Below are 24,715 nucleotides of genomic sequence, written 5' to 3'. Positions count from 1 at the left end.
AGCTGCCGACCGCATCGGGTCAAGGCACAAACCGTCGCGCACAAAAAAGGGCTCATCAAGAGCCCTTTTTGCGAGGTCGGAATCAGCGCTTGTCGCGGCGCTTCTTGTCGGCCTTTTTGTGGTGAGTCATCAAACGACGCTTCTTGTTCACCTGACGGTCAGTCAGTGTGTTCTTGTTGCCTTCGTATGGGTTCTCGCCACCCTTGAACTCGATACGGATCGGCGTACCGACCAGTTTCAAGACACGGCGGTAGGTGTTTTCCAGGTAACGCACATAGGACTTCGGCACCTTCTCGATCTGGTTACCGTGGATCACGATAATCGGCGGGTTGGCACCACCCAAGTGGGCGTAACGCAGTTTGATCCGGCGGTTGTTGACCATCGGCGGCGCGTGCTCGCCAACGGCATCTTCCAGGATCTGGGTCAGGCGGTTGGTCGGCCAGCGGGTGACGGCAGACTTGAACGAGTTCTGTACGGACGCGTAGAGGTTGCCCACACCGGTGCCGTGCAGTGCCGAGATAAAGTGGATATCGGCGAACTCGACGAAGAACAACCGACGCTGCAGCTCAATCTTGACGAAATCGCGCTCGCTCGGCGTCATGCCGTCCCACTTGTTGATCGCGATCACCAGTGCCCGACCGGCCTCCAGGGCGAAGCCCAGCAGGTTGAGGTCGTGGTCCACCACGCCTTCGCGGGCGTCCATCACGAAGATCACCACGTTGGCGTCTTTGATCGCTTGCAGGGTTTTCACCACCGAGAACTTTTCAACTTCCTCGTGGATCTTGCCGCGCTTGCGCACACCGGCGGTGTCGATCAGCGTGTACTTTTCCTCGTTACGTTCGAACGGGATGTAGATGCTGTCGCGGGTGGTGCCGGGTTGGTCGTAGACGATGACCCGGTCTTCACCGAGCATACGGTTGACCAGCGTGGACTTACCAACGTTTGGACGGCCGATGATGGCGATCTTGATACCGTCTTTTTCACTCGGGCCTGGAATGCGCTTGGCTTCCTCACCTTCGGCGACGATCTCTTCCTCACCCTCTTCTTCCTCGGCGTTATCCTTCGGAAAGCTGCTGAGGGCAATTTCCAACATCTGGGTAATGCCACGACCGTGGGCACCGGCGATCGGGATCGCATCGCCCAGGCCCATCGGGCTGAATTCGGCACGGGCCAGTTCAGGATCGATGTTGTCGATCTTGTTGGCGACCACGTAGGAACGCTTGTTGCGTTTGCGCAGGTGCTCGCCAATCATCTGGTCGGCGGCGGTATAGCCTGCACGGGCGTCCACCAGGAACAACACGACATCGGCTTCTTCAATGGCCAGCAGCGACTGCTCGGCCATCTTTTCGTCCATGCCATGCTCATCACCGGAGATACCACCGGTGTCGACAATAATGTAGGAGCGCCCTTGCCACTTTGCCTCACCGTATTGGCGATCACGGGTCAGACCGGACAAGTCGCCGACGATGGCGTCGCGAGTCCTGGTCAGGCGGTTGAACAAGGTGGACTTGCCGACGTTAGGTCGGCCCACCAGGGCGATTACGGGAACCATGCGGCTCTCCACTTCGTTATTTCAGAAAATACAAAAGCCGCTGCAAGGCAGCGGCTGGTGCTCGGGGCAGCATCGTCAGATGCCGCATGCCCCGCCGAAGCGGGGCCGCCTGGGTGTTACCCCAAGCATAGTTCTTACTTGATGGTCAGGGCTTCCAGCTTGCCGCTGTTGCCATACACATAAAGCATGTTACCCACGACCAGCGGACGCGCACGCAGGCCGTCGCTGTCGATACGCTCGCGACCCACGAAGCGACCGTCTACCTGGCTCAACAGGTGCAGGTAGCCTTCGAAGTCACCCACGGCGACGTAGCTGGAGAACACTTCCGGTGCCGACAGTTGACGGCGGGCCAGAGAGTCGTTGCTCCACAGCGCGGTCGTGGAACGTTCGTCGACACTTTCAACGGTACCGGACGCCAGGCTGACGTAGACGCTGCCAAACCCTTGGGCGACACCGGCGTAGCTGGAAGCATCACGCTGCCAGTTCACACGGCCGCTCTGCAGGTCCAGTGCCGCAACACGGCCCTGGTAAGTGGCGACGTAGAGGGTTTCACCGGACAGCAGCAAGCCACCGTCGATGTCCACTACGCGGTCCAGTTCGGAACGGCCTTGCGGGATGGCCACACGGGTTTCCCAGGCCGGCACGCCGTTCTGGGTATCCAGCGCGACCACTTTACCGGTCGACAGGCCTGCAACGGCCAGATTGTTGGTCACAATCGGACCACTGGTACCGCGCAGCGTCAGCACCGCTGGGGTGCTGTCATACAACCAGCGCTGTTCGCCAGTGCTGGCGTCGAGGCCGATCACACGGTCGTCCTGTGTTTGCACCACGACGATATCGCCGTTGGTGGCAGGCGGTGCGAGTACTTCACTGGTCACGCGGGCGCGCCATTTCTCTTCACCGGTGCTGGAATCCAGGGCTACGACTTCGCCTTTCAGCGTGCCGAGCATGACCATGCCGTAACCCACGCCTACGGCGCCGGAAACTGGCAATTCGAGGTCTTTCTTCCACTTGACGTCGCCGTTCATGCGATCCATGGAGATCACCACGCCGGTGACATCAGCGGCCACAATGTTGTCACCGTCGATTGCCGGTACCAGCATGTTGTAGGTTTCGCCCTGACCGTCACCGATGGAGCGGCTCCACTGCTTTTGCAGGACCACTTCTTCCTTGAAGCTGGTCAGCTCCGCAGGCGGCAGTTCTTTTTTACTGTTGCTGCTGCAACCCGCGGCCAGAACGGCCAGAGCCAGCAATGCTGCATGTTTCCAACGGATCACGTCACGCATCCCCTTTGGCCAAGTCGTCCAGCTTGATTTGTAAGCCACCGACCGCCGCTTCATCAGACAGCGCCGCCTTGGCTTTTTGGTACGCAGCATTGGCTTCGTCGGTACGACCCAATTGGACCAACAGGTCGCCCTTGAGCTCTTCGCGAGTGGCTACAAATGCCTTGTCAGCATCGCCGTCGAGCAGTTTGAGTGCTTCGTCAGCCTTGTTCTGTGCCGCCAGGACCTGAGCCAGGCGCTGACGTGCGATTTCACCCAGGGTTGGGTTGGTCGGTTTGTCGGCGATGGCCTTCAGCTCTGCGGCGGCGTCATCCAGCTTGCCGGTGTCTACCGCGACTTTCGCGACGAACAGGCTGCCGTATTGGGCGTAGGTGCTACCGCCGAATTCGTTCTTCAGCTTGCCGGCCAGGTCTGCAACCTGCGCAGGATCAGGCTTGCCGTCCGGCGTCAGGGTGGTTTCCAGCAATTGCTGATAGACGATCGAGGCGCCTTGGGACTGGTTGGCCTGATACTTGGTCCAGGCTTGCCAGCCGAACACCACCACTAAAGCCAGCAGGCCGCCAGTAACCAGGGGCTTGCCGTTACGCTGCCACCAGTCCTTGAACTCGGCCAGTTGCTCATCATCAGTACTCGACACCCCAATACTCCTTAATCGCTAAATTCGGCTGTTCGACAGCTTCAACCCTGCACGACGCAGGTGGCCAAGTGCGCAGCGAGCGCATCAAAGGCAATGTTCTGTTGCTCGCCCTGGCCACGCAGGGGTTTGAAACCTATCACTTGCTGGGCCAGCTCGTCATCGCCAAGGATCAATGCATACAGCGCACCGCTCTTGTCGGCCTTCTTGAACTGGCTCTTGAAGCTGCCGGCGCCGGCATTGACTTGCAGGCGCAGGTTTGGCAGTTGGTCGCGGACCTTTTCGCTCAGGGCCAGGGCAGCCAGTTCGGCGGCCTCGCCAAAGGCGCACAGGTACACGTCCACCTGACGGGAGATCTCTTCCGGGACCTTCTCCAGGGTTTCCAGCAGCAGGATCAGCCGCTCGATGCCCATAGCGAAGCCCACACCGGTGGTCGGTTTGCCGCCCATCTGCTCGACCAGGCCGTCGTAACGACCACCGGCACACACGGTGCCCTGGGCGCCGAGTTTGTCGGTGACCCACTCGAACACGGTCTTGCTGTAATAATCGAGGCCGCGCACCAGTTTGGTGTTGATTTCGAACGGAATACCGGCCGCCTCCAGACGAGCCTTGAGGCCCTCGAAGTGGATACGGGACTCGTCGTCCAGGTAATCGGCCATTTTCGGCGCATTGACCAGCACGGCCTGGGTGTCGGCGTTCTTGGTATCGAGGACGCGCAACGGGTTGGTCTTCAGACGGCGCTGGCTGTCTTCGTCCAACTTGTCCAGGTGGGCCGACAGGTACTCGACCAGGGCCACTTTATAGCGGCCGCGGGATTCGCTGGTACCCAGGCTGTTGAGTTCAAGCTTGACCGCGTCGCGGATACCCAGCAGGCCCCACAGGCGCCAGGTCAGCACGATCAGCTCGGCGTCGATGTCCGGGCCGTCGATGTTGAACACTTCCAGGCCGATCTGGTGAAACTGGCGATAACGGCCTTTCTGGGGGCGTTCGTGACGAAACATCGGGCCGATGTACCACAACTTTTGCGGCTGGCCAGCACCGGTGAGGCCATGCTCAAGCACGGCGCGCACGCACGCGGCAGTGCCTTCCGGACGCAGGGTCAGGGAGTCGCCGTTGCGATCTTCAAAGGTGTACATCTCTTTTTCGACGATGTCAGTCACTTCACCGATGGAGCGTTTGAACAGCTCGGTGAACTCGACAATCGGCATGCGGATCTGCTTATAACCGTAGTTATCCAGCAGGCGCGCGACAGTGCCCTCGAAATAGCGCCACAGCGGCGTCTGTTCCGGCAGGATGTCGTTCATGCCACGAATGGCTTGCAAAGACTTGCTCACATCAAATCCTTAAATTCGTTCTTAGCCGCGCGCGATCAGCGCTGCGTCAGCCGCGACCTTCTCGGCCGCTTTCTCGCGGATCAGCTTTTCCAGCTCATCCACCAGATTGTCATTCGTCAACTTCTGCGACGGCTTGCCGTCGATGTAGATCAGGTTCGGCGTACCACCGGTCAGGCCCACATGGGCTTCTTTGGCTTCGCCCGGCCCGTTGACCACACAACCGATAACCGCAACATCCAGCGGCACCAGCAGGTCTTCAAGGCGCAACTCCAAGTCGTTCATGGTTTTCACCACGTCGAAGTTCTGCCGCGAGCAGCTCGGGCAGGCAATGAAATTGATGCCACGGGAACGCAAACGCAGGGACTTGAGGATGTCGTAACCGACTTTCACTTCCTCTACAGGGTCTGCCGCCAGCGAGATGCGGATAGTATCGCCAATTCCTTCGGCGAGCAGCATACCGAGACCCACCGCAGATTTCACTGTGCCTGAGCGTAAACCGCCCGCTTCAGTGATACCCAGGTGCAACGGCTGCACGATTTCCTTGGCCAGCAGGCGGTAGGCTTCTACTGCCATGAACACGTCGGAGGCCTTTACGCTGACCTTGAAGTCCTGGAAATTCAGGCGTTCAAGGTGTTCAACGTGGCGCAGCGCCGATTCAACCAGCGCTGCCGGCGTCGGCTCGCCGTATTTCTTTTGCAGGTCTTTTTCCAGCGAGCCGGCGTTGACGCCGATACGGATTGGAATGCCACGGTCGCGGGCCGCGTCCACCACCGCACGCACACGGTCTTCACGACCGATGTTGCCCGGGTTGATACGCAGGCAGTCCACACCCAGTTCGGCCACACGCAACGCGATCTTGTAGTCGAAGTGAATGTCGGCAACCAACGGCACCTTGACCAGTTGCTTGATGCGACCAAAAGCTTCGGCAGCGTCCATGTCCGGCACGGACACGCGCACGATGTCCACGCCCGCAGCTTCCAGACGGTTGATCTGGGCAACGGTGGCGGCCACGTCATTGGTGTCGCTGTTGGTCATGCTCTGGACCGCGATGGGGGCATCGCCCCCCACCGGCACCGAGCCGACCCAGATCTTGCGCGATACGCGACGTTTGATTGGAGATTCGCCGTGCATGACTATTGTCCCAACTTCAGGCGAGCAGTTTCGCCGGTGGTGAACGGCGCTACGTCCACAGGCTGGCCGTTGTAGGCCACTTGCGCGCCACGGGCAAAACCCAGACGCAGCGTCAAAGGAGGCTTGCCGCCCTGGTCAAGCGTATCTCCCTTACGCTTCAGACCGCTAAACAGCACTTTGCCATTGCCATCGGTGACCTGCGTCCAGCAGTCAGCGATGAAGGTGATCTGTACACGACCATCACCGGCGATCAACGCTGGTGCGGTGGGCGGCGAAATAGCAGGCGCTACCGGAGCGGCGGGAGCCGGCGTCGCTGGCGTCTGCACGGGAGCTGCCGGTGTCTGGGCAACCGGAGCAGCCGGCGTCGCGGGAGTCGGTGCGGCAGCGGTCGCGGCTGGCGCGGTTTCCGGTGCTGCTGGCTGCTCGGTGGCAACCGGTGCTTCAGGCAAGGCCTGGCCTTCGGCAACGGCCTGGTCTTCCGGCTCGTCCAGCGGATGAATCTGAGTGGTGCCGTCGGCGCTTTCGACTTCGACGTGCTCCATGGCGTTGCTGGTCAGGTCCTTGGTACGTTGGGAGGCCTGGTCTTGCCACCAGACGAAACCGCCACCGATGACCGCGATCAGCAGCAACAGGCTGACAATACGCAAAATCGTGTGGGAAACCCGTACAGGCTCTTCGATGCGACCCAGGCCGTGCACGTTGCTGCCCTGGGAGTCGGTGCCGGTGAACTGGTCGAATTCCTGGACCAGTATGGCCTGGTCGATACCCAGCAATTTGGCATAGGCGCGGATATAGCCACGGGCAAAGGTGTGCCCAGGCAGCTTATCGAACGCGCCAGCTTCCAGATTGCCCAGGGACGTCGTGGTCAGATTGAGCTTGAGGGCCACTTCCGCCAGCGACCAACCATTGCTTTCACGGGCCTGACGCAAGGTGTCGCCTGGGTTTACGCGATTAGCTGCTACAACTTCCGGGTGCGCCGCTTTCATCATTGCTCCGACAGGTATTGCTGATATTCCGGCGTACCGGGATAGAGTCGTTCGAGTTGCTGGCCAAAACGTGCGGCCGTGTCGCGTTCTTCATGAACCGTCGCCAAGCGCACGCCGAGCAATAGACTACGTGCATTTTGCCCGCTGAGCAGGCTAAAGCGCTCGTAATAGTCACGTGCCGGCACATAATGCCTGTCTTCGTAGGACAACTCAGCCATTTCAAGCAATGCCCGAGGCTGGCGACCGTTCAAATGCAGGGCTTTTTCCAGGTGCTGGCGAGCGCTGTCACGCTGGCCGAGGCGCATCGAGGTAACCCCAAGGTTCTCGAACACCCTCGAACGCTCAGGATAGAGGGTATCAGTGCTGGCTTGCTGGAAATAAAGGGCGGCCTGGTCATAACGTGTCTGCTCGAACAGGAAGCTGCCGTAATTGTTCAGCAGCCGTGGGTCGGCAGGACGGGCAGCCAGGGCCTTATGGAAATACTGTTCGGCCAGTTCCGGCTCGGCCTGGGCCTGGAACACCAGGGCCAGTGCGCCATTGGCATCGGGATCGTCGCTGTCCAGCTCAAGCGCTTTCTTCAACGGCACCTTGGCGTGCTCGCTCATGCCTTGTTGCAGGTAACCCAAGCCCAGCTGCACATAGGCAACCCGCGCCTCCTCACGGCCTTTACCGGTTTGCAAAGGGCTCTCATGACCCGATGAAACACAACCGGCCGCGAGACCGGTAACAAGCAAAAGCAGCGCAAGGCGCAATGGCATAGAGGTCCTCTCTCAGATTCGATTCACAGCGATCAGCCGTAAATCGTCGGCGGCGCTCACTTCGCGCCCGGCGATATAACGTTCGCTGCGGCGGGTACGGTCCATCACCTGCCCTACCAATTGGCCACAGGCGGCGTCGATGTCTTCACCACGGGTGGTGCGCACGGTCACGTTGTAGCCAGCCTGGTGCAGTTGATCCTGGAAACGGCGGATGGCGTTGTTGCTCGGCCGCTCGTAGCCAGAATGTGGAAACGGGTTAAACGGGATCAGGTTGATCTTGCACGGCGTGTCCTTGAGCAACTCGATCATCTCGACCGCGTGCTCGACCTTGTCGTTGATGTCCTTGAGCAAGGTGTACTCAATGGTCAACACACGTTTTTCGCCCAAGGTCGCCATGTAACGCTGGCAAGATTCGAGCAGCATCTTAAGCGGATACTTCTTGTTGATTGGCACCAATTGGTTACGCAATGCGTCATTGGGTGCGTGCAGCGACAACGCCAGGGAGACGTCGATATGCTTGGCCAGCTCATCGATCATCGGTACCACGCCGGAGGTCGACAGGGTCACGCGGCGCTTGGAAATGCCGTAGCCCAGGTCGTCCATCATCAGGTGCATGGCCGAAATGACGTTGTCGAAGTTCAGCAGCGGCTCACCCATGCCCATCATCACCACGTTGGTGATGGCACGGTCGACGGTCGCCGGGACGCTGCCAAAGGATTTGTTGGCAATCCACACCTGGCCGATCACTTCAGCGGCGGTGAGGTTGCTATTGAAGCCTTGCTTGCCGGTGGAGCAGAAACTGCAGTCCAGGGCACAGCCTGCCTGGGACGAAACGCACAAGGTACCGCGCTTGCCCTGGGGAATGTACACGGTCTCGACGCAGCTGCCGGACGCCACGCGCACCACCCATTTGCGGGTGCCGTCGCTGGAGATGTCCTCGCTGACCACTTCGGGGCCACGGACCTCAGCAATGGCCTTGAGCTTGTCGCGCAGGGCCTTGCTGACGTTCGTCATGGCGTCGAAATCGTCGACGCCAAAGTGGTGAATCCATTTCATTACCTGACCGGCACGGAAACGCTTCTCCCCGATTGAGTCGAAGAATTTCTCCATTTCCGGCTGGGTCAGCCCCAGCAGGTTGGTTTTTACAGTCGATGTCGTCATGGATTCACCCTCACTCTTTAAGCCGATGCTTAGCGAGCGGTTACTTCAGTAGCTGCGAAGAAGTACGAGATTTCGCGAGCAGCAGCGGCTTCGGAGTCCGAACCGTGTACAGCGTTGGCGTCGATGGACTCAGCGAAGTCAGCACGGATGGTGCCGGCAGCAGCTTCTTTAGGGTTGGTAGCGCCCATCAGCTCACGGTTCAGAGCGATAGCGTTTTCACCTTCCAGAACCTGAACAACAACAGGACCGGAGATCATGAAGGCAACCAGGTCGCCGAAGAAGCCACGAGCGCTGTGCTCAGCGTAGAAGCCTTCAGCTTCAGCCTTGGACAGTTGCTTGAGTTTCGAAGCTACAACCTTCAGGCCGGCTTTTTCGAAACGAGTGGTGATCTCGCCGATGACGTTTTTTGCAACAGCGTCAGGCTTGATGATGGAGAAAGTACGTTGAACAGCCATGGTGTAACTCCAGAAACGGTAATTTACGAAAAATTAAACCCGCGAATTATACGCGGGTTATTGGGTATTGCCTAACTGCGTAAAGGGAGGCGTCAGTCCTGTTCTTCTTTCCAGGCAGTCTGGATAGCTTCCAGAACCTTCTCACCGCCGCGATCACGCTCATCTTCGAACCCCGGCAGTGCCATGACCATGTCACGCAAAGCTACAAAGTTCAGGGAGTACGGATCCAGATCGGGGTTGGCATCGGCCAACAGGATAGCGATCTCTTGTACATCAACCCATTTAAGACTCATGACACTTCCTTGAATCAATGCGGCGCTTCGGCAGCATGGTTGAGGGAATACTTCGGAATTTCGACGGTGATGTCTTCAGTCCCGACGATAGCCTGGCAGGTCAGGCGCGAAGTCGCTTCCAGGCCCCAGGCTCTATCAAGATAGTCTTCTTCCAGCTCATCGGCTTCGTTGAGCGAGTTGAAGCCCTCACGAATCACGCAGTGGCACGTGGTGCAAGCGCACACACCGCCGCAGGCGCTTTCGATCTCGATATGGTTGTCATGGGCAACTTCGAGGATGGACTTGCCGGTCTCAGCCTCCACGACCATACCGTCCGGGCAGTGCTCGGCGTGTGGCAGAAAAATGACCTGCGGCATTGATTATTCCTCGATTTCATTCAGGTTGCGCCCGGCCAGTGCGGCTTTCACCGTCTGATCCATGCGGCGGGCGGCAAAGGCATCAGTCACCTGCGACAAGCGCTTGGTCTGTTGCTCGATGGCATAGCCATCATTGCCTTTCATCAGTTCGGCCAGTTCCTGCATCTGCAGGTCGATGACCATGCGCTCTTCGGCGTCCAGCAGGCGCTCGCCGTCAGCATCCAAGGCGCCCTGCACCGCTTCGAGCAGGCGCTGGGCATCCACTTGCTGCTCACGCAACACGCGGGCGACCTTGTCGTCACTGGCATACTGGAACGAGTCCTTGAGCATCTTGGCGATTTCGCCGTCGGTCAGCCCGTACGACGGCTTGACCTGGATGCTGGCTTCTACGCCGGACGCCAATTCACGGGCGGCCACGCTGAGCAGGCCATCGGCATCCACCTGGTACGTCACACGAATCTTCGCCGCACCCGCCACCATCGCCGGAATGCCGCGCAATTCGAAGCGCGCCAGGGAGCGGCAATCGCTGATCAGCTCACGCTCGCCTTGCAGCACATGAATCATCATGGCGGTCTGGCCATCTTTATACGTGGTGAAATCCTGGGCGCGGGCGACGGGGATGGTGGTGTTGCGTGGAATCACCTTCTCCATCAGGCCGCCCATGGTTTCCAGGCCCAGGGACAGCGGAATCACGTCGAGTAGCAGTAATTCGCCACCATCACGCTTGTTACCGGCCAGGGTATCGGCCTGGATCGCGGCGCCGATGGCAACCACCTGGTCCGGGTCGATTTCAGTCAGTGGCTGGCGGCCAAAGGCTTCGGCGACAGCCTCACGCACGCGTGGCACGCGAGTGGAACCACCGACCATGACCACGGCACCGACGTCTTCCAGCTCGATACCAGAATCACGCACGGCACGGCGGCAGGCTTTCAGGCTGCGGGCGACCATCGGTTCGATCAACGCATCGAAGGCTTCACGGGTCAGCTGAGCTGACCAGGTGCCGTAGGACACTTCAACAGTTGCAGCATCTGTCAGCGCCTCTTTGGCGGCGCAGGCGGTTTGCAGCAGGTTGCGCTGCTCGCCCGGGTCCAGGTCGGCGGACAAACCGGCGCTGCTGATGATCCAGCCCGCGATGGCGTGATCGAAGTCATCGCCACCCAGGGCGCTGTCGCCACCGGTCGCGAGCACTTCAAAGACACCGCCGGTCAGGCGCAGGATCGAAATATCAAAGGTACCGCCGCCCAGGTCGTAAATAGCGACCAGGCCTTCTGCGTGCTGATCGAGGCCATAAGCCACGGCCGCCGCAGTGGGCTCGTTGAGCAGGCGCAGCACATTCAGGCCGGCGAGTTTCGCCGCGTCCTTGGTGGCCTGGCGCTGAGCGTCATCGAAATAAGCCGGAACGGTGATGACTGCACCCACCAGTTCGCCGCCCAGGGTTTTTTCCGCGCGCTGGCGCAGCACCTTGAGGATATCGGCCGACACTTCCACCGGGCTTTTCGGGCCCTGGACGGTGTCGATGAACGGCATATGGGACTCACCGCCGACGAAGCGGTACGGCAGTTGGTCGCCCAATTGCTTGACGTCGGACAAACCACGACCCATCAAGCGCTTGACCGACAGCACGGTGTTCAACGGATCGGTAGACGCCGCCAACTTGGCCGACTCACCGACTTCGGTGCGATCGGCGTGATAACGCACGGCAGACGGCAGGATGACCTGGCCATCGGCATCGGGCAACGGCTCGGACAGGCCGCTGCGCAAGGCAGCAACCAGGGAATTGGTGGTGCCCAGATCAATCCCGACCGCCAGGCGACGCTGGTGCGGTTGAGGGCTTTGGCCGGGTTCGGCGATTTGCAGTAGGGCCATGGTAATCAGGTCTTATCTGTCTATCAGGCGTGCATCACGGGCAGCACACTGGGTTAATCGTCGAGGCGCTCTTCTAGCTGGCGCACTTCGTAGGTGAGCTTGTCGAGGAACTGCATGCGCCGCATCAGGCGTTCGGCCTGTTCACGCTGCGCTGCATCATCCCAACAGGCTGCGAAGCTTTCGTTGAGCTCATCCTGGGCCGTTTTCAGGCGACGCTTGAAGACAGCGACGCCCGCAAGATCAGCTTCGTCCTGCAACTCTTCAAGCTCTTCGCGCCACTGCATCTGCTGCATCAGGAAATCCGGGTCGTGCACCGTGACTTCAAGGGGCAGCTCGCCACCGTTCATCGCGAGCAGGTAACGCGCGCGCTTCGGGGGACTTTTGAGGGTCTGATAGGCTTCGTTGAGGCTGGCCGATTGCTCCAGCGCCCGGCGTTGCTCACGCTCGGAAGCGTCAGCGAAGCGGTCTGGATGCACGCCACGCGCCAGTTCTCGGTAACGCGTGGCAAGCTGCTCAAGGTCCAGCCGAAAGCTCGGCTGCAGCTCGAATAAAGCGAAATGACAAGGAGTACCCACGAATAGCCTCAGATGTTGAAGCTTTCGCCGCAGCCACATTCACCGCGCACGTTGGGGTTGTTGAACTTGAAGCCTTCGTTCAACCCTTCCTTGACGAAATCGAGCTCGGTGCCGTCCAGGTAGGTCAGGCTCTTAGGGTCGATGATCACTTTCTCGCCGTGACTTTCGAACACCTGGTCTTCCGCAACCACCTCGTCGACAAACTCCAGCACGTAGGCAAGGCCGGAACAGCCTGTGGTGCGAACACCCAGACGAATCCCCTCACCTTTACCGCGCCCATTCAGGGAGCGGCGAATGTGCTGTGCAGCCGCTTCTGTCATGCTGATAGCCATCGTTGACTCCTTACTCGTCGCCAAATGCTTAGATCAAGCCTTTCTTCTGCTTGTAGTCGCGAACGGCCGCCTTGATGGCGTCTTCAGCGAGTACCGAGCAGTGGATTTTCACTGGCGGCAGGGCCAGCTCTTCGGCCAGCTGGGTGTTGCTGATGGTGACAGCCTCATCCAGGGTCTTGCCTTTCATCCATTCGGTCGCCAGGGAGCTGGAGGCGATAGCGGAACCGCAGCCGTAGGTCTTGAACTTGGCATCTTCGATAACGCCGTTGTCGTTGACCTTGATCTGCAGGCGCATCACATCGCCGCACGCCGGAGCGCCAACCATGCCGGTGCCGACATCTGGGTCTTCCGCGTCCATCTTGCCGACGTTACGCGGGTTTTCGTAGTGGTCGATGACCTTTTCGCTGTAAGCCATGGTACTGAATCCTCACTCATCAGGGCCGCTCTGGAACCCTGTAGAAACGCCTGCGTTTTCCGCCACGTTCCTACAGAGCTGGGGTGGCGGCTTCTATAGTTAGTGTGCCGCCCACTCGATCTTGGAAATATCGACGCCGTCTTTGTACATGTCCCACAGCGGCGACAGAACGCGCAGCTTGTTGACGGCTTCGCAGACTTTCTGCGCGGCGTAGTCGACTTGTTCTTCGGTGGTGAAGCGGCCGAACGTAAAGCGGATCGAGCTGTGTGCCAATTCGTCGTTGCGGCCCAGGGCGCGCAGCACATACGAAGGCTCAAGGGACGCCGAGGTGCAGGCCGAGCCGGACGAAACCGCCAGGTCCTTGAGCGCCATGATCAGCGACTCGCCTTCGACGTAGTTGAAGCTCAAATTCAGGTTGTGCGGTACACGGGCGGTCATGCTGCCGTTGATGTACAGCTCTTCAAGGTTCTCGACCTGCTTGTAGAAGCGATCACTCAGGGCCTTGATGCGCACGTTTTCGGCAGCCATGTCTTCCTTGGCTACACGGAAGGCTTCGCCCATGCCGACGATCTGGTGGGTCGCCAGGGTGCCCGAACGCATGCCGCGCTCGTGACCACCGCCGTGCATGGTGGCTTCGATGCGCACGCGTGGCTTGCGGCTCACGTACAGGGCGCCGATGCCTTTAGGGCCGTAGGTCTTGTGGGCAGAGAACGACATCAGGTCGACCTTCAGTTTCGACAGGTCGATATCGACCTTGCCGGTGGACTGAGCAGCGTCGACGTGCAGCAGGATACCCTTCGAGCGAGTCAGCTCGCCGATGGCCGCGATGTCGTTGATGGTGCCGATTTCGTTGTTCACGTGGATCACGGAAACCAGGATGGTGTCTTCACGCAGCGCGGCTTCGATCATGGCCGGGGTGACGATACCGTCGGTGGTTGGCTCGAGGTAGGTGACCTCGAAACCTTCACGCTCCAGTTGGCGCATGGTGTCGAGGACAGCCTTGTGCTCAATCTTGGTGGTGATCAGGTGTTTGCCTTTGGTCGCGTAGAAATGCGCCGCGCCCTTGATAGCCAGGTTGTCGGACTCGGTGGCACCGGAGGTCCAGACGATTTCACGCGGATCGGCATTGACCAGATCAGCGACTTGGCGACGCGCGTTCTCGACCGCTTCCTCGGCTTTCCAGCCGAATACGTGGGAACGGGAGGCTGGGTTGCCGAAGTTTCCGTCAACCAGCAGGCATTCGCTCATCTTTTGCGCGACACGCGGATCAACCGGGGTGGTCGCTGAGTAATCAAGGTAAATCGGCAATTTCATGGACTTTCTCCTAAATCAGGCTGGCTGGCGTGCCGTTAGCTCTGCGGCTGTTACTCGACGGCGGACGCTTCGATCTTGTCCAGACGCGGCGCCTTGGTATTGCAACGGCGCTGGTCCTGACGCTGGGCTACTTCTTGCACCTCACGGCGAGTCACAAGATCAGCCAAGCTGATACCACTCAAAAACTCATGGATCTGCAGGCTCAAGTCACACCACAGGTGGTGTGTCAGGCAGGTGTCGCCGGCGTGGCAATCACCCAGGCCCTGGCATTTGGTGGCGTCGACGGATTCGTTGACCGCGTCGATCACCTGAGCGACCTGGATACCCTGCATGTCGCGGGACAACTGGTAACCACCGCCTGGCCCGCGCACACTGGAAACCAGGTTGCTACGGCGCAATTTGGCGAACAGCTGTTCGAGGTAGGACAGGGAAATGCCTTGGCGCTCAGAGATATCGGCCAGGGACACCGGCCCAGTTTGCGCGTGCAAAGCCAGGTCGAGCATGGCAGTCACCGCGTATCGGCCTTTTGTAGTCAGTCTCATGGACAAGTACCAAGGTGTTTCAGAATGGGAGCAAGTATGCGATTCCCGAGTATTTAAGTCAACTATAAGACCTAGTACTTTAGTCAGGATTACCCGTAAAAAGGGCGCGCGAATCATAGCAGGATGGGGTGAGCACGAACAGCAGGAACAGGGCCAGGCAGAAATCGAGAGCAAAATGTGGGAGGGGGCTTGCCCCCCGATGACAGCAGGTCAGCCAATAAATCCATGGCTGACAGACCGCTATCGGGGGCAAGCCCCCTCCCACAGGGAATCTCGGGTGATCCTCAGACCTCAGCCAGCCTTGGTGGCAGTTTCGCTCTTGATTTCGGCGAAGTCTTCTTCGCGCAACTCAGGCAGATCTTTCGCACAGTAGCTGCTGCCCAGCTCCTTCAGCGCGCCGCACATGCCGTCCAACTTGCCATCCACCGCCTGCAGATGGTCGAGCAATTGGCCAATGGCGCGTGCCACAGGGTCGGGCATGTCTTCGCTGACGCCGTAGGCATCGAAGCCGATCTTCTCGGCCATGGCCTTGCGCTTGGCTTCCTGCTCATCGCCGACTTCCGGCTTGACGATGATTCGGCCAGGAATACCCACCACAGTTGCGCCAGGCGGCACCGCCTTGGTCACCACGGCATTGGAGCCGACCTTGGCGCCCGCGCCGACGGTGAACGGGCCAAGCACCTTCGCGCCCGCCCCTACCACCACGCCATCACCCAAGGTTGGGTGGCGCTTGCCTTTGTTCCAGGTGGTACCACCAAGCGTCACGCCCTGGTAGAGGGTCACGTCATCGCCGATTTCAGCGGTCTCGCCAATCACGATGCCCATGCCATGATCAATGAAGAAGCGGCGCCCTACCTTGGCCCCCGGATGAATCTCGATCCCGGTCAGCCACCGACCAAAGTTCGACACCAACCGAGCCAGCCATTTCCAACCCATGCCCCACAAGGCACCGGACAGCCGGTGAATCCAGATGGCGTGCATGCCCGGGTAGCACGTCAGCACTTCAAAGGCGTTGCGCGCCGCCGGGTCACGGTGGAAAACACTCTGGATATCTTCTCGCAAACGCTCGAACATTTTTAATCCTTCCGCTTAAGAAGCTCGCCACGGGCCGCTTTCTGGGTCTCCGTGAGGATGCCACGCAATATATTCATTTCCGCCCGGCTGACCGAGCTGCGTCCGTAAAGGCGACGCAGGCGCGCCATCAAGTGCCGTGGCTTTTCCGGATCGAGGAATTCGATGGCCACCAGGGTTTGCTCCAGGTGCTCATAGAACCGCTCCAACTCATCCATGGTGGCCAACTCGCCACTTTTGGTCGACGCAACCTCTTCCTTCTCTACCTTGCTCGGCTGACCAGCAGCGGCCAGCCAGGCCATGCGCACTTCGTAAGTCAACACCTGCACCGCGGCCCCGAGGTTCAACGAACTGAACTCAGGGTCTGATGGGATGTGCACGTGGTAATGACATCGCTGCAGCTCTTCATTGGTCAGGCCGGAATCTTCACGGCCAAAGACCAAGGCGATTTCAGCGCCGCCCGCGGCCTCCTCGACCACTTTGGTTCCGCATTCACGCGGATCGAGCAGCGGCCAGGGGATGCGACGGTCGCGGGCGCTGGTGCCGAGCACCAGATTGCAGCCGACCAAGGCGTCCTCCAAGGTGGCGACGACCTGGGCCTTTTCGAGGAGGTCATTGGCGCCGGACGCACGGGCATCGGCCTCGTGGTGCGGGAACACGCGCGGTTCGACCAGCACCAGGCGCGTCAGCCCCATGTTTTTCATGGCTCGCGCCACCCCGCCGATGTTGCCGGGATGACTGGTATTGACCAAGACGACACGAATGTTTTGCAGCAAGGGAGGCGCTCTCGGACACGGGAAAGGGGAGCAAATCTTACAGAACAGCCTAAGGTTATGCCATGAAAGCTAACGTCGTCCTTCACCTGAAGAAAGTTTCTGCTAGAATGCCCGGCTTTCTTTAACAACCTTAGGTGACACATCCATGCAGCCCATGCTGAATATCGCGCTGCGCGCCGCCCGCAGCGCCAGTGAATTGATCTTCCGCTCCATCGAGCGCCTGGATACCATCAAGGTCGACGAAAAAGACGCCAAGGATTATGTATCCGAGGTGGATCGCGCCGCCGAACAGAAAATCATCGACGCTCTGCGCAAGGCCTACCCTACCCACGGCATCCTCGGCGAAGAAACCGGCCTGCACAAAGGCAGCGGCGAAGGCGAAGACTACCTGTGGATCATCGACCCACTGGATGGCACCACCAACTTCCTGCGCGGCATCCCGCACTTTGCCGTGAGCATCGCGTGCAAATACCGTGGTCGCCTGGAACACGCCGTTGTTCTCGACCCAGTCCGCCAGGAAGAATTCACCGCCAGCCGTGGCCGTGGCGCACAGCTCAATGGTCGTCGCCTGCGCGTAAGTGGCCGCACCAGCCTGGACGGCGCCCTGCTGGGTACTGGCTTCCCGTTCCGTGATGACCAGATGGACAACCTGGAAAACTACCTGGGCATGTTCCGCGCCCTGGTTGGCCAGACCGCCGGCATCCGCCGCGCTGGCGCAGCAAGCCTGGACCTGGCTTACGTTGCCGCCGGTCGCTTTGATGCCTTCTGGGAGTCGGGCCTGTCCGAGTGGGACATGGCTGCAGGCGCCCTGCTGATCCAGGAAGCAGGCGGCCTGGTGAGCGACTTCACCGGCGGTCACGACTTCCTTGAGAAAGGCCACGTGGTTGCCGGCAACACCAAATGCTTCAAGGCAGTCCTGACGGCGATCCAGCCGCACCTGCCGGCCTCGCTGAAGCGATAAGCGGGCGAGCACAAAAAAAGCACCCCTCGGGGTGCTTTTTTTATGCCTGCAGAACCGGTTATTGCTGGTTCTGACCCAGGATCAGACGACCTTCTTTGTCGACTGGAATCTGGCTGCCAGGGTCGCGCTCCATACGCACGGAACCTTCCTTACCGTCCAGGTTGTAACGCACGTCGTACCCAACAACCTTGTCGCTGATGTCATTGACGGTGTTACAACGGGTTTGCGTAGTGGTGTAGGTATCGCGGTTCTGCATACCCTCTTGAACCTTGTTACCGGCGTAGCCACCACCGACCGCACCGGCCACGGTGGCCAGCTTCTTACCATTACCACCACCGATCTGGTTACCCAGCAAGCCACCCGCCAGGGCGCCTACAACGGTACCGGCGATTTGATGTTGATCCTGCACCGGACGCTGCCGGGTCACGGTGACGTCCTTGCAGACTTCACGGGGAGTCTTTATCTGGGTTTTAACCGGCTGCACCGCCAGCACTTGCGCATACTCAGGGCCGCTTTTTACCAGGCTGTAGGTGGCAACAGCACCCCCGGCAGTTACACCGACAGCACCCAATACCGCACCAACCAGCAACGACTTGTTCACGTTGAACCTCCTGACCATCACAAGCGGACCGAAACGTCCGCGCTATACCCAGCCTTGGAGCAAAAAAAAAGGCGCGAGTTCAATTCTCGCGCCTTTCTTGTCACAGCGATCAACAAGCGCCCATCAAGGGCGGTCGTCGACCTCCTTGCCAGTGCTGGCCGGAGGGATAAGGTCTTCGCTGTTGAGGTTCAGCCAGATCAGCACCACGTTGGCGATGTAGATCGACGAGTAGGTGCCCGCCAGAACGCCGATGAACAGCGCCAGGGAGAAGCCCCACAGGTTGTCGCCGCCGAAGATCATCAGCGCAGCGATCGCCAGCAAGGTGGAGATCGACGTCGCCATGGTCCGCAGCAGGGTCTGGGTGGTCGAAATGTTGATGTTCTCTATCAACGTCGCCTTGCGCAGCACACGGAAGTTCTCACGAACCCGGTCGAATACCACGATGGTGTCGTTGAGGGAGTAACCAATGATCGCCAGCACCGCCGCCAACACCGTCAGGTCGAAGGTAATCTGGAAGTACGCCAGGATGCCTACGGTCACGATCACGTCGTGGATCAGCGACACAATGGCGCCGACACCAAACTTCCACTGAAAGCGGAACGCCAGGTAGATCATGATGCCGACCAGCGCCATCAGCATGCCGAGGCCGCCCTGGTCGCGCAGCTCTTCACCGACCTGCGGGCCTACGAACTCGACGCGCTTGACCGACGCAGGGTTGTCACCGCCGACCTTTTGCAAGGCCTCGGCTACCTGGTGACCCAGTTGCGGGTCTTCGCCCGGCATACGCACCAGCAGGTCGGTAGTTGCACCAAAGCTCTGCACGATGGCTTCGTGATAGCCGGCCTTGACCAGCTCGCTGCGCACCAGGGTGACGTCGGCCGGCTTCTCGTAGGTCAGCTCGATGAGCGTACCGCCGGTGAAGTCCAGACCGTAGTTCAGGCCCTTATGGAACCAGCTGAACAACGCCAGAACGGTAAGGAGCACGGTGACGCCGAACGCAACGTTGCGAACGCCCATGAAGTTGATTGTACGTAACATGGCAGCCCCTTAAATCCACAACTTCTTGAAGTCACGCCCGCCAAAGATCAGGTTGACCATTGCGCGGGTCACCATGATGGCCGTGAACATCGAGGTAAAGATACCGAGGGACATGGTCACCGCAAAACCTTTGACCGGGCCGGTACCCATGGCAAAGAGAATCCCGCCGACCAACAGAGTGGTCAGGTTGGAGTCGAGAATCGCGGTAAATGCCCGGCCGAAGCCTTCGTTGATTGCACGCTGCACGGTCATGCCCGCCGCGATCTCTTCACGAATCCGCGAGAAGATCAGTACGTTGGCGTCAACCGCCATACCCATGGTGAGTACGATACCGGCGATACCTGGCAGGGTCAGTGTAGCGCCCAGCAGCGACATCAAGGCCAGCAGCATCACCATGTTGCCCGCCAGGGCCACGGTGGCGATGACGCCGAAGAAGCGGTAGATGGCGATGATGAACAGCGACACGAACAACATGCCCCACAGCGCCGCATCGACGCCCTTGGTAATGTTGTCGGCACCCAGGCTCGGGCCGATGGTACGTTCTTCAGCGAAGTACATCGGTGCCGCCAGGCCACCGGCACGCAGCAGCAGCGCCAGTTCCGAGGACTCGCCCTGGCCATTCAGGCCAGTGATACGGAATTGCGCACCCAGTGGCGACTGAATGGTCGCCAGGCTGATGATTTTCTTCTCTTCCTTGAAGGTCTGAACCGGTACGTCTTTCTCGACGCCGTTGACCATCTGCTTGGTGTAGGTGGTGATCGGGCGTTGCTCGATGAAGATCACCGCCATGCTGCGACCGACGTTGCTGCGCGTGGCGCGGCTCATCAGTTCACCACCATGACCATCCAGGCGGATGTTCACTTCAGGGGTGCCGTGCTCACCAAAACCAGCCTTGGCATCCGTCACCTGGTCACCGGTGATGATCAAGCCACGCTCGATCAACGCTGGAGGACGGTTGCCTTCGCGGAATTCGAACTCTTCGGCGGTGGCGCGGGTAGCACCCGGTTCAGCCGCCAGGCGGAACTCCAGGTTGGCGGTCTTGCCCAGGATACGCTTGGCTTCAGCGGTGTCCTGCACACCCGGCAGCTCAACCACGATGCGGTTGGCGCCCTGGCGCTGCACGATAGGCTCGGCCACACCCAGCTCGTTGACGCGGTTACGCACCGTGGTCAGGTTCTGCTTGATCGAGTATTCGCGGATTTCCGCGATCTTGGCCGGGCTCATCGCCAGACGCAGCACAGCCTGACCATTCAAGTCGGCCGGTACGATATCGAAATCGTTGAAGTTTTTGCGGATCAGCGCACGGGCCTGTTCGCGGGACGCTTCGTCAGAGAAGCCCAGCTGGATGGCACCATTGAGCTGCGGCAGGCTGCGATAACGTAGGCGCTCTTTACGCAGCAGGCTCTTCACGTCGCCTTCGTAGACTTTAAGACGTGCATCGAGAGCCTTGTCCATGTCGACTTCCAGCAGGAAGTGCACACCACCGGACAAGTCCAGACCCAGCTTCATCGGGTGCGCGCCAATGCTGCGCAACCATTGCGGCGTGGTCTGTGCCAGGTTGAGTGCGACAACGTAGTCGTCACCCATGACCTTGCGCACGACGTCTTTGGCCGGCAATTGGTCTTCTTGCTTGGTCAGGCGTAACAAGCCGCCCTTCGCACCAGCTGCCAATGTTGCCGCTTTAACCTGGATGCCCGCGTCGTTGAGCGCTTTGCTCGCGCGTTCCAGATCAGCCTGATTGACCTGCAGCGTAGTGCTGGCGCCAGAGATCTGGATCGCCGGGTCATCAGGATAGAGATTGGGAGCGGAATAAATAAAACCGATCGCCAGCACCGCCAGGATCAGTACGTATTTCCACAGAGGGTATTTGTTCAGCATCACGCCGCCCGCTTATAACGCGGGGCGCCTTGCGCGCCCCGTCGATTGGTAAAGGTTGTTACTTAGATCGCTTTGAGCGTGCCTTTAGGCAGCGTGGCGGCGATGGCGCCCTTCTGGAACTTCATTTCTACGGTGTCGGACACTTCCAGAACCACGAAAGCATCGGAAACCTTGGTGATCTTGCCAGCGATGCCGCCGGTGGTCACAACTTCGTCACCTTTCTGCAGGCTGCCCAGCAGGTTCTTCTGCTCTTTGGCGCGCTTGGCCTGTGGACGCCAGATCATCAGGTAGAAGATGACCAGGAAACCGACCAGGAAAATCCACTCGAAACCACCACCCATAGGGCCGGCAGCAGCAGGCGCAGCGGCATCCGCCATGGCGTTAGAGATAAAAAAGCTCATTTAGCACTCCAGTTGCAAATAGTGAATCTTAGGGTCGGAAAACTCAGTCCAAGGGCGGCACAGGGAGCCCGCGCTTGGCATAGAAGGCATCGACGAAGGCGGCCAATGTACCCTGTTGAATAGCCTCGCGCAAACCAGCCATCAGGACTTGGTAGTGACGCAAATTGTGGATGGTATTCAACATGCTACCCAGCATTTCCCCACACTTGTCCAGATGGTGCAGATAAGCACGGGAGAAGTTCTGGCAGGTATAGCAATCACAGGTGGGATCCAGCGGCGAATCATCATGGCGATGAAACGCGTTACGGATCTTCAGCACGCCTGTATCGATGAACAGATGCCCATTGCGGGCATTACGGGTTGGCATCACGCAATCGAACATGTCCACACCGCGGCGCACACCCTCTACGAGATCTTCGGGTTTGCCAACGCCCATAAGGTAACGAGGTTTGTCAGCAGGCATCAGGCCCGGTAGGTAATCCAGCACCTTGATCATTTCATGTTTGGGCTCGCCCACCGACAAACCGCCGATGGCCAGGCCGTCAAAACCGATCTTGTCCAAGCCTTCCAGCGAGCGTTTGCGCAGGCTTTCATGCATGCCGCCCTGAACGATACCGAACAGCGCAGCGGTGTTGTCACCGTGGGCATTCTTCGAGCGCTGGGCCCAACGCAGGGACAACTCCATGGAAATTCGCGCGACGTCTTCGTCAGCCGGGTACGGTGTGCACTCGTCAAAGATCATCACGATGTCGGAGCCCAGGTCACGCTGCACCTGCATCGACTCTTCCGGGCCCATGAACACTTTGGAACCGTCCACCGGCGAGGCGAAGGTCACGCCCTCTTCCTTGATCTTGCGCATGGCGCCCAGGCTGAACACCTGGAAACCGCCTGAGTCAGTCAGGATAGGGCCTTGCCATTTCATGAAGTCATGCAGATCACCGTGCTTCTTGATCACTTCCGTGCCTGGGCGCAGCCACAGGTGGAAGGTGTTGCCGAGGATGATCTCGGCACCGGTGGCGACGATGTCACGCGGCAGCATGCCCTTGACGGTGCCGTAAGTGCCCACGGGCATGAACGCCGGGGTCTCGACGGTGCCGCGCGGGAAGGTCAGGCGACCGCGACGGGCCTTGCCGTCGGTGGCCAATAATTCAAACGACATACGACTCATAGTTATTCCTCTGGGCCGCGTGGCGCCGGATTACGGGTGATAAACATCGCATCACCGTAGCTGAAAAAACGGTACTCGTTGGCGATGGCGGCTTGATAAGCGGCCATGGTTTCCGGGTAACCGGCAAATGCCGACACCAGCATCAACAGTGTGGATTCCGGCAAATGGAAGTTAGTCACCAGGCAATCGACCACATGGAATGGCCGGCCTGGGTAGATAAAGATATCGGTGTCGCCACTGAACGGCTTGAGTACGCCATCACGGGCCGCACTTTCCAACGAGCGGACGCTGGTGGTCCCCACCGCCACGACTCGCCCGCCACGCGCCTTGCACGCCGCAACAGCGTCCACGACGTCCTGGCTGACTTCCAACCACTCGCTGTGCATATGGTGGTCTTCGATGTTATCCACACGCACCGGCTGAAACGTGCCGGCCCCCACGTGCAGGGTCACATAGGCGGTCTCGACGCCTTTGGCAGCAATCGCATCCAGCAGCGGCTGATCGAAATGCAGGCCCGCGGTCGGTGCGGCAACGGCGCCGAGGCGTTGGGAGTACACCGTCTGATAGCGCTCGCGGTCCGAATCTTCGTCGGGACGATCTATATAAGGAGGCAACGGCATATGGCCGACGCGCTCCAGCAGCGGCAATACTTCTTCGGCAAACCTGAGCTCGAACAACGCGTCGTGGCGCGCCACCATCTCGGCTTCGCCACCGCCATCGATCAGGATGGAGGAACCCGGTTTCGGCGACTTGCTGGAGCGCACATGGGCCAGTACGCGATGACTGTCCAGTACCCGCTCCACCAGAATTTCCAGCTTGCCGCCGGACGCTTTCTGGCCAAAAAGCCGCGCCGGAATCACCCGGGTATTGTTGAATACCATCAGATCGCCAGGGCGCAAATGCTCAAGCAAATCAGTGAATTGACGGTGTGCGAGGGCACCACTCACCCCGTCCAGGGTCAGCAGTCGACTGGCGCGACGCTCCGCCAAAGGATGGCGAGCGATCAGCGAATCAGGGAGTTCAAAAGTAAAGTCAGCAACGCGCATGATGGGGTTCGTCTAGCAGGGCCGGGAAGTTTAGCGGAAATAGTGAAAATTGACCATGAAACGTGATTGACCAACGGTAATCTCATCTCTATACTTCGCCGCCATTGAGCCCTGATGGCGGAATTGGTAGACGCGGCGGATTCAAAATCCGTTTTCGAAAGGAGTGGGAGTTCGAGTCTCCCTCGGGGCACCATCTTAAAAAAAGACCTTGAAATTCAAGGTCTTTTTTTTCGCCCATAGAAAAGTGCATGACTCGCACAGTCATTCTTTTGAGAGCGACTCAGTGCTTCAAGCACCTCCTCCAGGCGCGCCTGCGACACGCCTGACCAGCACAATTCGCCCTACCACTCATCGCGCGCTCACAAGCCTCTGACAGGCACTGGAGAGCGCTCAGCGGCCAAATGCATTCGAGGCCACTACCAGAATGTCCAAACCGCGCTCAGCACTGGCGCAGCGGGCGTGTCAGAAAGGTGCGCAGTTTCGGGCGCCGATCGACGCGCAGCGCGAAACGGTGCTGACCCAGCGCGGGGTTCACACCGATGAAACGTTGGCACAGAGGGGTGCTCCAGGTGAAGGATACTTTCTCTATGTAGAGTGCGCCGTTAGCGTCGACCCCACCAAGAATTCGTTCGCGCGAACGATCAGACTTAAATCGCCCAAGCCGCTCAAGGCTCTCGCGCATGGCCTGAATCCGGATGACTACCAGATCTTCCAGGTCATTTTCGATCGCCCAAAACAAAACCCCTGTCTGCGTTAGCAAACAGGGGTTCTGGAATTTAATCTTGACG

Annotated in this window: 26 protein-coding genes, 1 tRNA gene and 1 pseudogene; 2 read left to right on the top strand and 26 right to left on the bottom strand. The window is 59.4% G+C overall.

Annotated elements, in window-relative coordinates; all coding sequences use genetic code 11:
• Positions 1–82: 82 nt before the first annotated feature.
• The 19 genes from der to trmJ form a co-directional block, all read right to left on the bottom strand.
• The gene (der, locus tag AC4PS7_RS25840; RefSeq protein WP_010207919.1) at positions 83–1,552 is read right to left on the bottom strand and encodes a ribosome biogenesis GTPase Der; all 1,470 of its coding nucleotides are present in this window, start codon (positions 1,550–1,552) and stop codon (positions 83–85) included.
• A gap of 134 nt (positions 1,553–1,686) precedes the next feature.
• Positions 1,687–2,838, bottom strand: a complete 1,152-nt coding sequence (gene bamB, locus AC4PS7_RS25835) for an outer membrane protein assembly factor BamB (RefSeq protein WP_021492276.1) — start codon at positions 2,836–2,838, stop codon at positions 1,687–1,689.
• A complete protein-coding gene (locus AC4PS7_RS25830; protein ID WP_010207915.1) occupies positions 2,831–3,472 on the bottom strand; it encodes a YfgM family protein in 642 nt (213 codons plus the stop codon). The genes bamB and AC4PS7_RS25830 overlap by 8 nt, the downstream gene beginning before the upstream one ends.
• 41 nt (positions 3,473–3,513) lie before the next feature.
• Positions 3,514–4,803, bottom strand: a complete 1,290-nt coding sequence (gene hisS / locus AC4PS7_RS25825; protein WP_010207913.1) for a histidine--tRNA ligase — start codon at positions 4,801–4,803, stop codon at positions 3,514–3,516.
• Positions 4,804–4,824: 21 nt separating this feature from the next.
• A complete protein-coding gene (gene ispG / locus AC4PS7_RS25820) occupies positions 4,825–5,934 on the bottom strand; it encodes a flavodoxin-dependent (E)-4-hydroxy-3-methylbut-2-enyl-diphosphate synthase (RefSeq protein WP_003175952.1) in 1,110 nt (369 codons plus the stop codon).
• Positions 5,935–5,936: 2 nt separating this feature from the next.
• Positions 5,937–6,920 (bottom strand): RodZ domain-containing protein, encoded by a 984-nt coding sequence (locus AC4PS7_RS25815; RefSeq protein ID WP_021492277.1) that lies wholly within the window; start codon positions 6,918–6,920, stop codon positions 5,937–5,939.
• A complete protein-coding gene (pilW, locus tag AC4PS7_RS25810; protein ID WP_010207908.1) occupies positions 6,920–7,678 on the bottom strand; it encodes a type IV pilus biogenesis/stability protein PilW in 759 nt (252 codons plus the stop codon). The genes AC4PS7_RS25815 and pilW overlap by 1 nt, the downstream gene beginning before the upstream one ends.
• Before the next feature lie 12 nt (positions 7,679–7,690).
• Complete coding sequence (gene rlmN, locus AC4PS7_RS25805) at positions 7,691–8,839, bottom strand: dual-specificity RNA methyltransferase RlmN (RefSeq protein WP_492179818.1); 1,149 nt, start codon at positions 8,837–8,839, stop codon at positions 7,691–7,693.
• 29 nt (positions 8,840–8,868) lie between these two features.
• Positions 8,869–9,294 carry a nucleoside-diphosphate kinase gene (gene ndk, locus AC4PS7_RS25800; protein WP_003175956.1) on the bottom strand — a complete coding sequence of 142 codons (426 nt, stop codon included), beginning with the start codon at positions 9,292–9,294 and terminating at the stop codon, positions 8,869–8,871.
• 92 nt (positions 9,295–9,386) lie between these two features.
• Complete coding sequence (gene iscX / locus AC4PS7_RS25795) at positions 9,387–9,587, bottom strand: Fe-S cluster assembly protein IscX (RefSeq protein WP_016977667.1); 201 nt, start codon at positions 9,585–9,587, stop codon at positions 9,387–9,389.
• 14 nt (positions 9,588–9,601) lie between these two features.
• Positions 9,602–9,943 (bottom strand): ISC system 2Fe-2S type ferredoxin, encoded by a 342-nt coding sequence (gene fdx, locus AC4PS7_RS25790; RefSeq protein WP_010207904.1) that lies wholly within the window; start codon positions 9,941–9,943, stop codon positions 9,602–9,604.
• A gap of 3 nt (positions 9,944–9,946) precedes the next feature.
• Positions 9,947–11,809 (bottom strand): Fe-S protein assembly chaperone HscA, encoded by a 1,863-nt coding sequence (gene hscA, locus AC4PS7_RS25785; protein ID WP_010207902.1) that lies wholly within the window; start codon positions 11,807–11,809, stop codon positions 9,947–9,949.
• Between the two features lie 53 nt (positions 11,810–11,862).
• Complete coding sequence (gene hscB / locus AC4PS7_RS25780) at positions 11,863–12,384, bottom strand: co-chaperone HscB (RefSeq protein ID WP_047542910.1); 522 nt, start codon at positions 12,382–12,384, stop codon at positions 11,863–11,865.
• 8 nt (positions 12,385–12,392) lie between these two features.
• On the bottom strand, positions 12,393–12,716 hold the full coding sequence (gene iscA / locus AC4PS7_RS25775) for an iron-sulfur cluster assembly protein IscA (protein WP_003175963.1): 324 nt from the start codon (positions 12,714–12,716) through the stop codon (positions 12,393–12,395).
• 28 nt (positions 12,717–12,744) lie between these two features.
• Entirely contained in the window at positions 12,745–13,131 is a 387-nt protein-coding gene (gene iscU, locus AC4PS7_RS25770) for a Fe-S cluster assembly scaffold IscU (RefSeq protein ID WP_010207899.1), read from the bottom strand.
• Positions 13,132–13,230: 99 nt separating this feature from the next.
• Positions 13,231–14,445 (bottom strand): IscS subfamily cysteine desulfurase, encoded by a 1,215-nt coding sequence (locus AC4PS7_RS25765; protein WP_010207898.1) that lies wholly within the window; start codon positions 14,443–14,445, stop codon positions 13,231–13,233.
• Positions 14,446–14,495: 50 nt separating this feature from the next.
• Positions 14,496–14,987 (bottom strand): Fe-S cluster assembly transcriptional regulator IscR, encoded by a 492-nt coding sequence (gene iscR / locus AC4PS7_RS25760; protein WP_003194020.1) that lies wholly within the window; start codon positions 14,985–14,987, stop codon positions 14,496–14,498.
• A gap of 291 nt (positions 14,988–15,278) precedes the next feature.
• Positions 15,279–16,061, bottom strand: coding sequence for a serine O-acetyltransferase (cysE, locus tag AC4PS7_RS25755; protein WP_124364300.1), 783 nt, complete (start codon positions 16,059–16,061; stop codon positions 15,279–15,281).
• A gap of 2 nt (positions 16,062–16,063) precedes the next feature.
• On the bottom strand, positions 16,064–16,834 hold the full coding sequence (gene trmJ / locus AC4PS7_RS25750; protein WP_010207895.1) for a tRNA (cytosine(32)/uridine(32)-2'-O)-methyltransferase TrmJ: 771 nt from the start codon (positions 16,832–16,834) through the stop codon (positions 16,064–16,066).
• A 145-nt stretch (positions 16,835–16,979) separates the two neighbouring features.
• Between trmJ and suhB the strand changes: the two genes are divergently transcribed.
• Positions 16,980–17,795, top strand: a complete 816-nt coding sequence (gene suhB / locus AC4PS7_RS25745; protein ID WP_003175971.1) for a type III secretion system regulator SuhB — start codon at positions 16,980–16,982, stop codon at positions 17,793–17,795.
• Positions 17,796–17,853: 58 nt separating this feature from the next.
• On the opposite strand, the gene AC4PS7_RS25740 is transcribed toward suhB, so the two are convergent.
• The 6 genes from AC4PS7_RS25740 to queA all read right to left on the bottom strand — a co-directional run bounded on the left by AC4PS7_RS25740 (position 17,854) and on the right by queA (position 23,927).
• Positions 17,854–18,396: a glycine zipper 2TM domain-containing protein gene (locus AC4PS7_RS25740; RefSeq protein ID WP_010207894.1), complete on the bottom strand. Its 543-nt coding sequence runs from the start codon at positions 18,394–18,396 to the stop codon at positions 17,854–17,856.
• 123 nt (positions 18,397–18,519) lie between these two features.
• Positions 18,520–19,434: a protein translocase subunit SecF gene (gene secF, locus AC4PS7_RS25735; protein ID WP_010207892.1), complete on the bottom strand. Its 915-nt coding sequence runs from the start codon at positions 19,432–19,434 to the stop codon at positions 18,520–18,522.
• A 9-nt stretch (positions 19,435–19,443) separates the two neighbouring features.
• On the bottom strand, positions 19,444–21,312 hold the full coding sequence (secD, locus tag AC4PS7_RS25730; protein ID WP_010207890.1) for a protein translocase subunit SecD: 1,869 nt from the start codon (positions 21,310–21,312) through the stop codon (positions 19,444–19,446).
• 62 nt (positions 21,313–21,374) lie between these two features.
• Positions 21,375–21,713: a preprotein translocase subunit YajC gene (yajC, locus tag AC4PS7_RS25725; RefSeq protein ID WP_003175975.1), complete on the bottom strand. Its 339-nt coding sequence runs from the start codon at positions 21,711–21,713 to the stop codon at positions 21,375–21,377.
• A gap of 43 nt (positions 21,714–21,756) precedes the next feature.
• Complete coding sequence (gene tgt, locus AC4PS7_RS25720) at positions 21,757–22,872, bottom strand: tRNA guanosine(34) transglycosylase Tgt (RefSeq protein ID WP_003175976.1); 1,116 nt, start codon at positions 22,870–22,872, stop codon at positions 21,757–21,759.
• Positions 22,873–22,883: 11 nt separating this feature from the next.
• Positions 22,884–23,927 (bottom strand): tRNA preQ1(34) S-adenosylmethionine ribosyltransferase-isomerase QueA, encoded by a 1,044-nt coding sequence (gene queA / locus AC4PS7_RS25715; protein WP_010207886.1) that lies wholly within the window; start codon positions 23,925–23,927, stop codon positions 22,884–22,886.
• Positions 23,928–24,035: 108 nt separating this feature from the next.
• Between queA and AC4PS7_RS25710 the strand changes: the two genes are divergently transcribed.
• Positions 24,036–24,120, top strand: a tRNA-Leu gene (locus tag AC4PS7_RS25710).
• 246 nt (positions 24,121–24,366) lie between these two features.
• Here AC4PS7_RS25710 and AC4PS7_RS25705 read toward each other — a convergent pair.
• A pseudogene (locus AC4PS7_RS25705) lies at positions 24,367–24,715 on the bottom strand (hypothetical protein); the annotation flags it as partial.

The sequence above is a fragment of the Pseudomonas sp. DW-iso3 genome, assembly GCF_058725305.1.
Note: the sequence above shows the minus strand (reverse complement) of the source record. Positions and strands in the feature narration are given on the sequence as shown.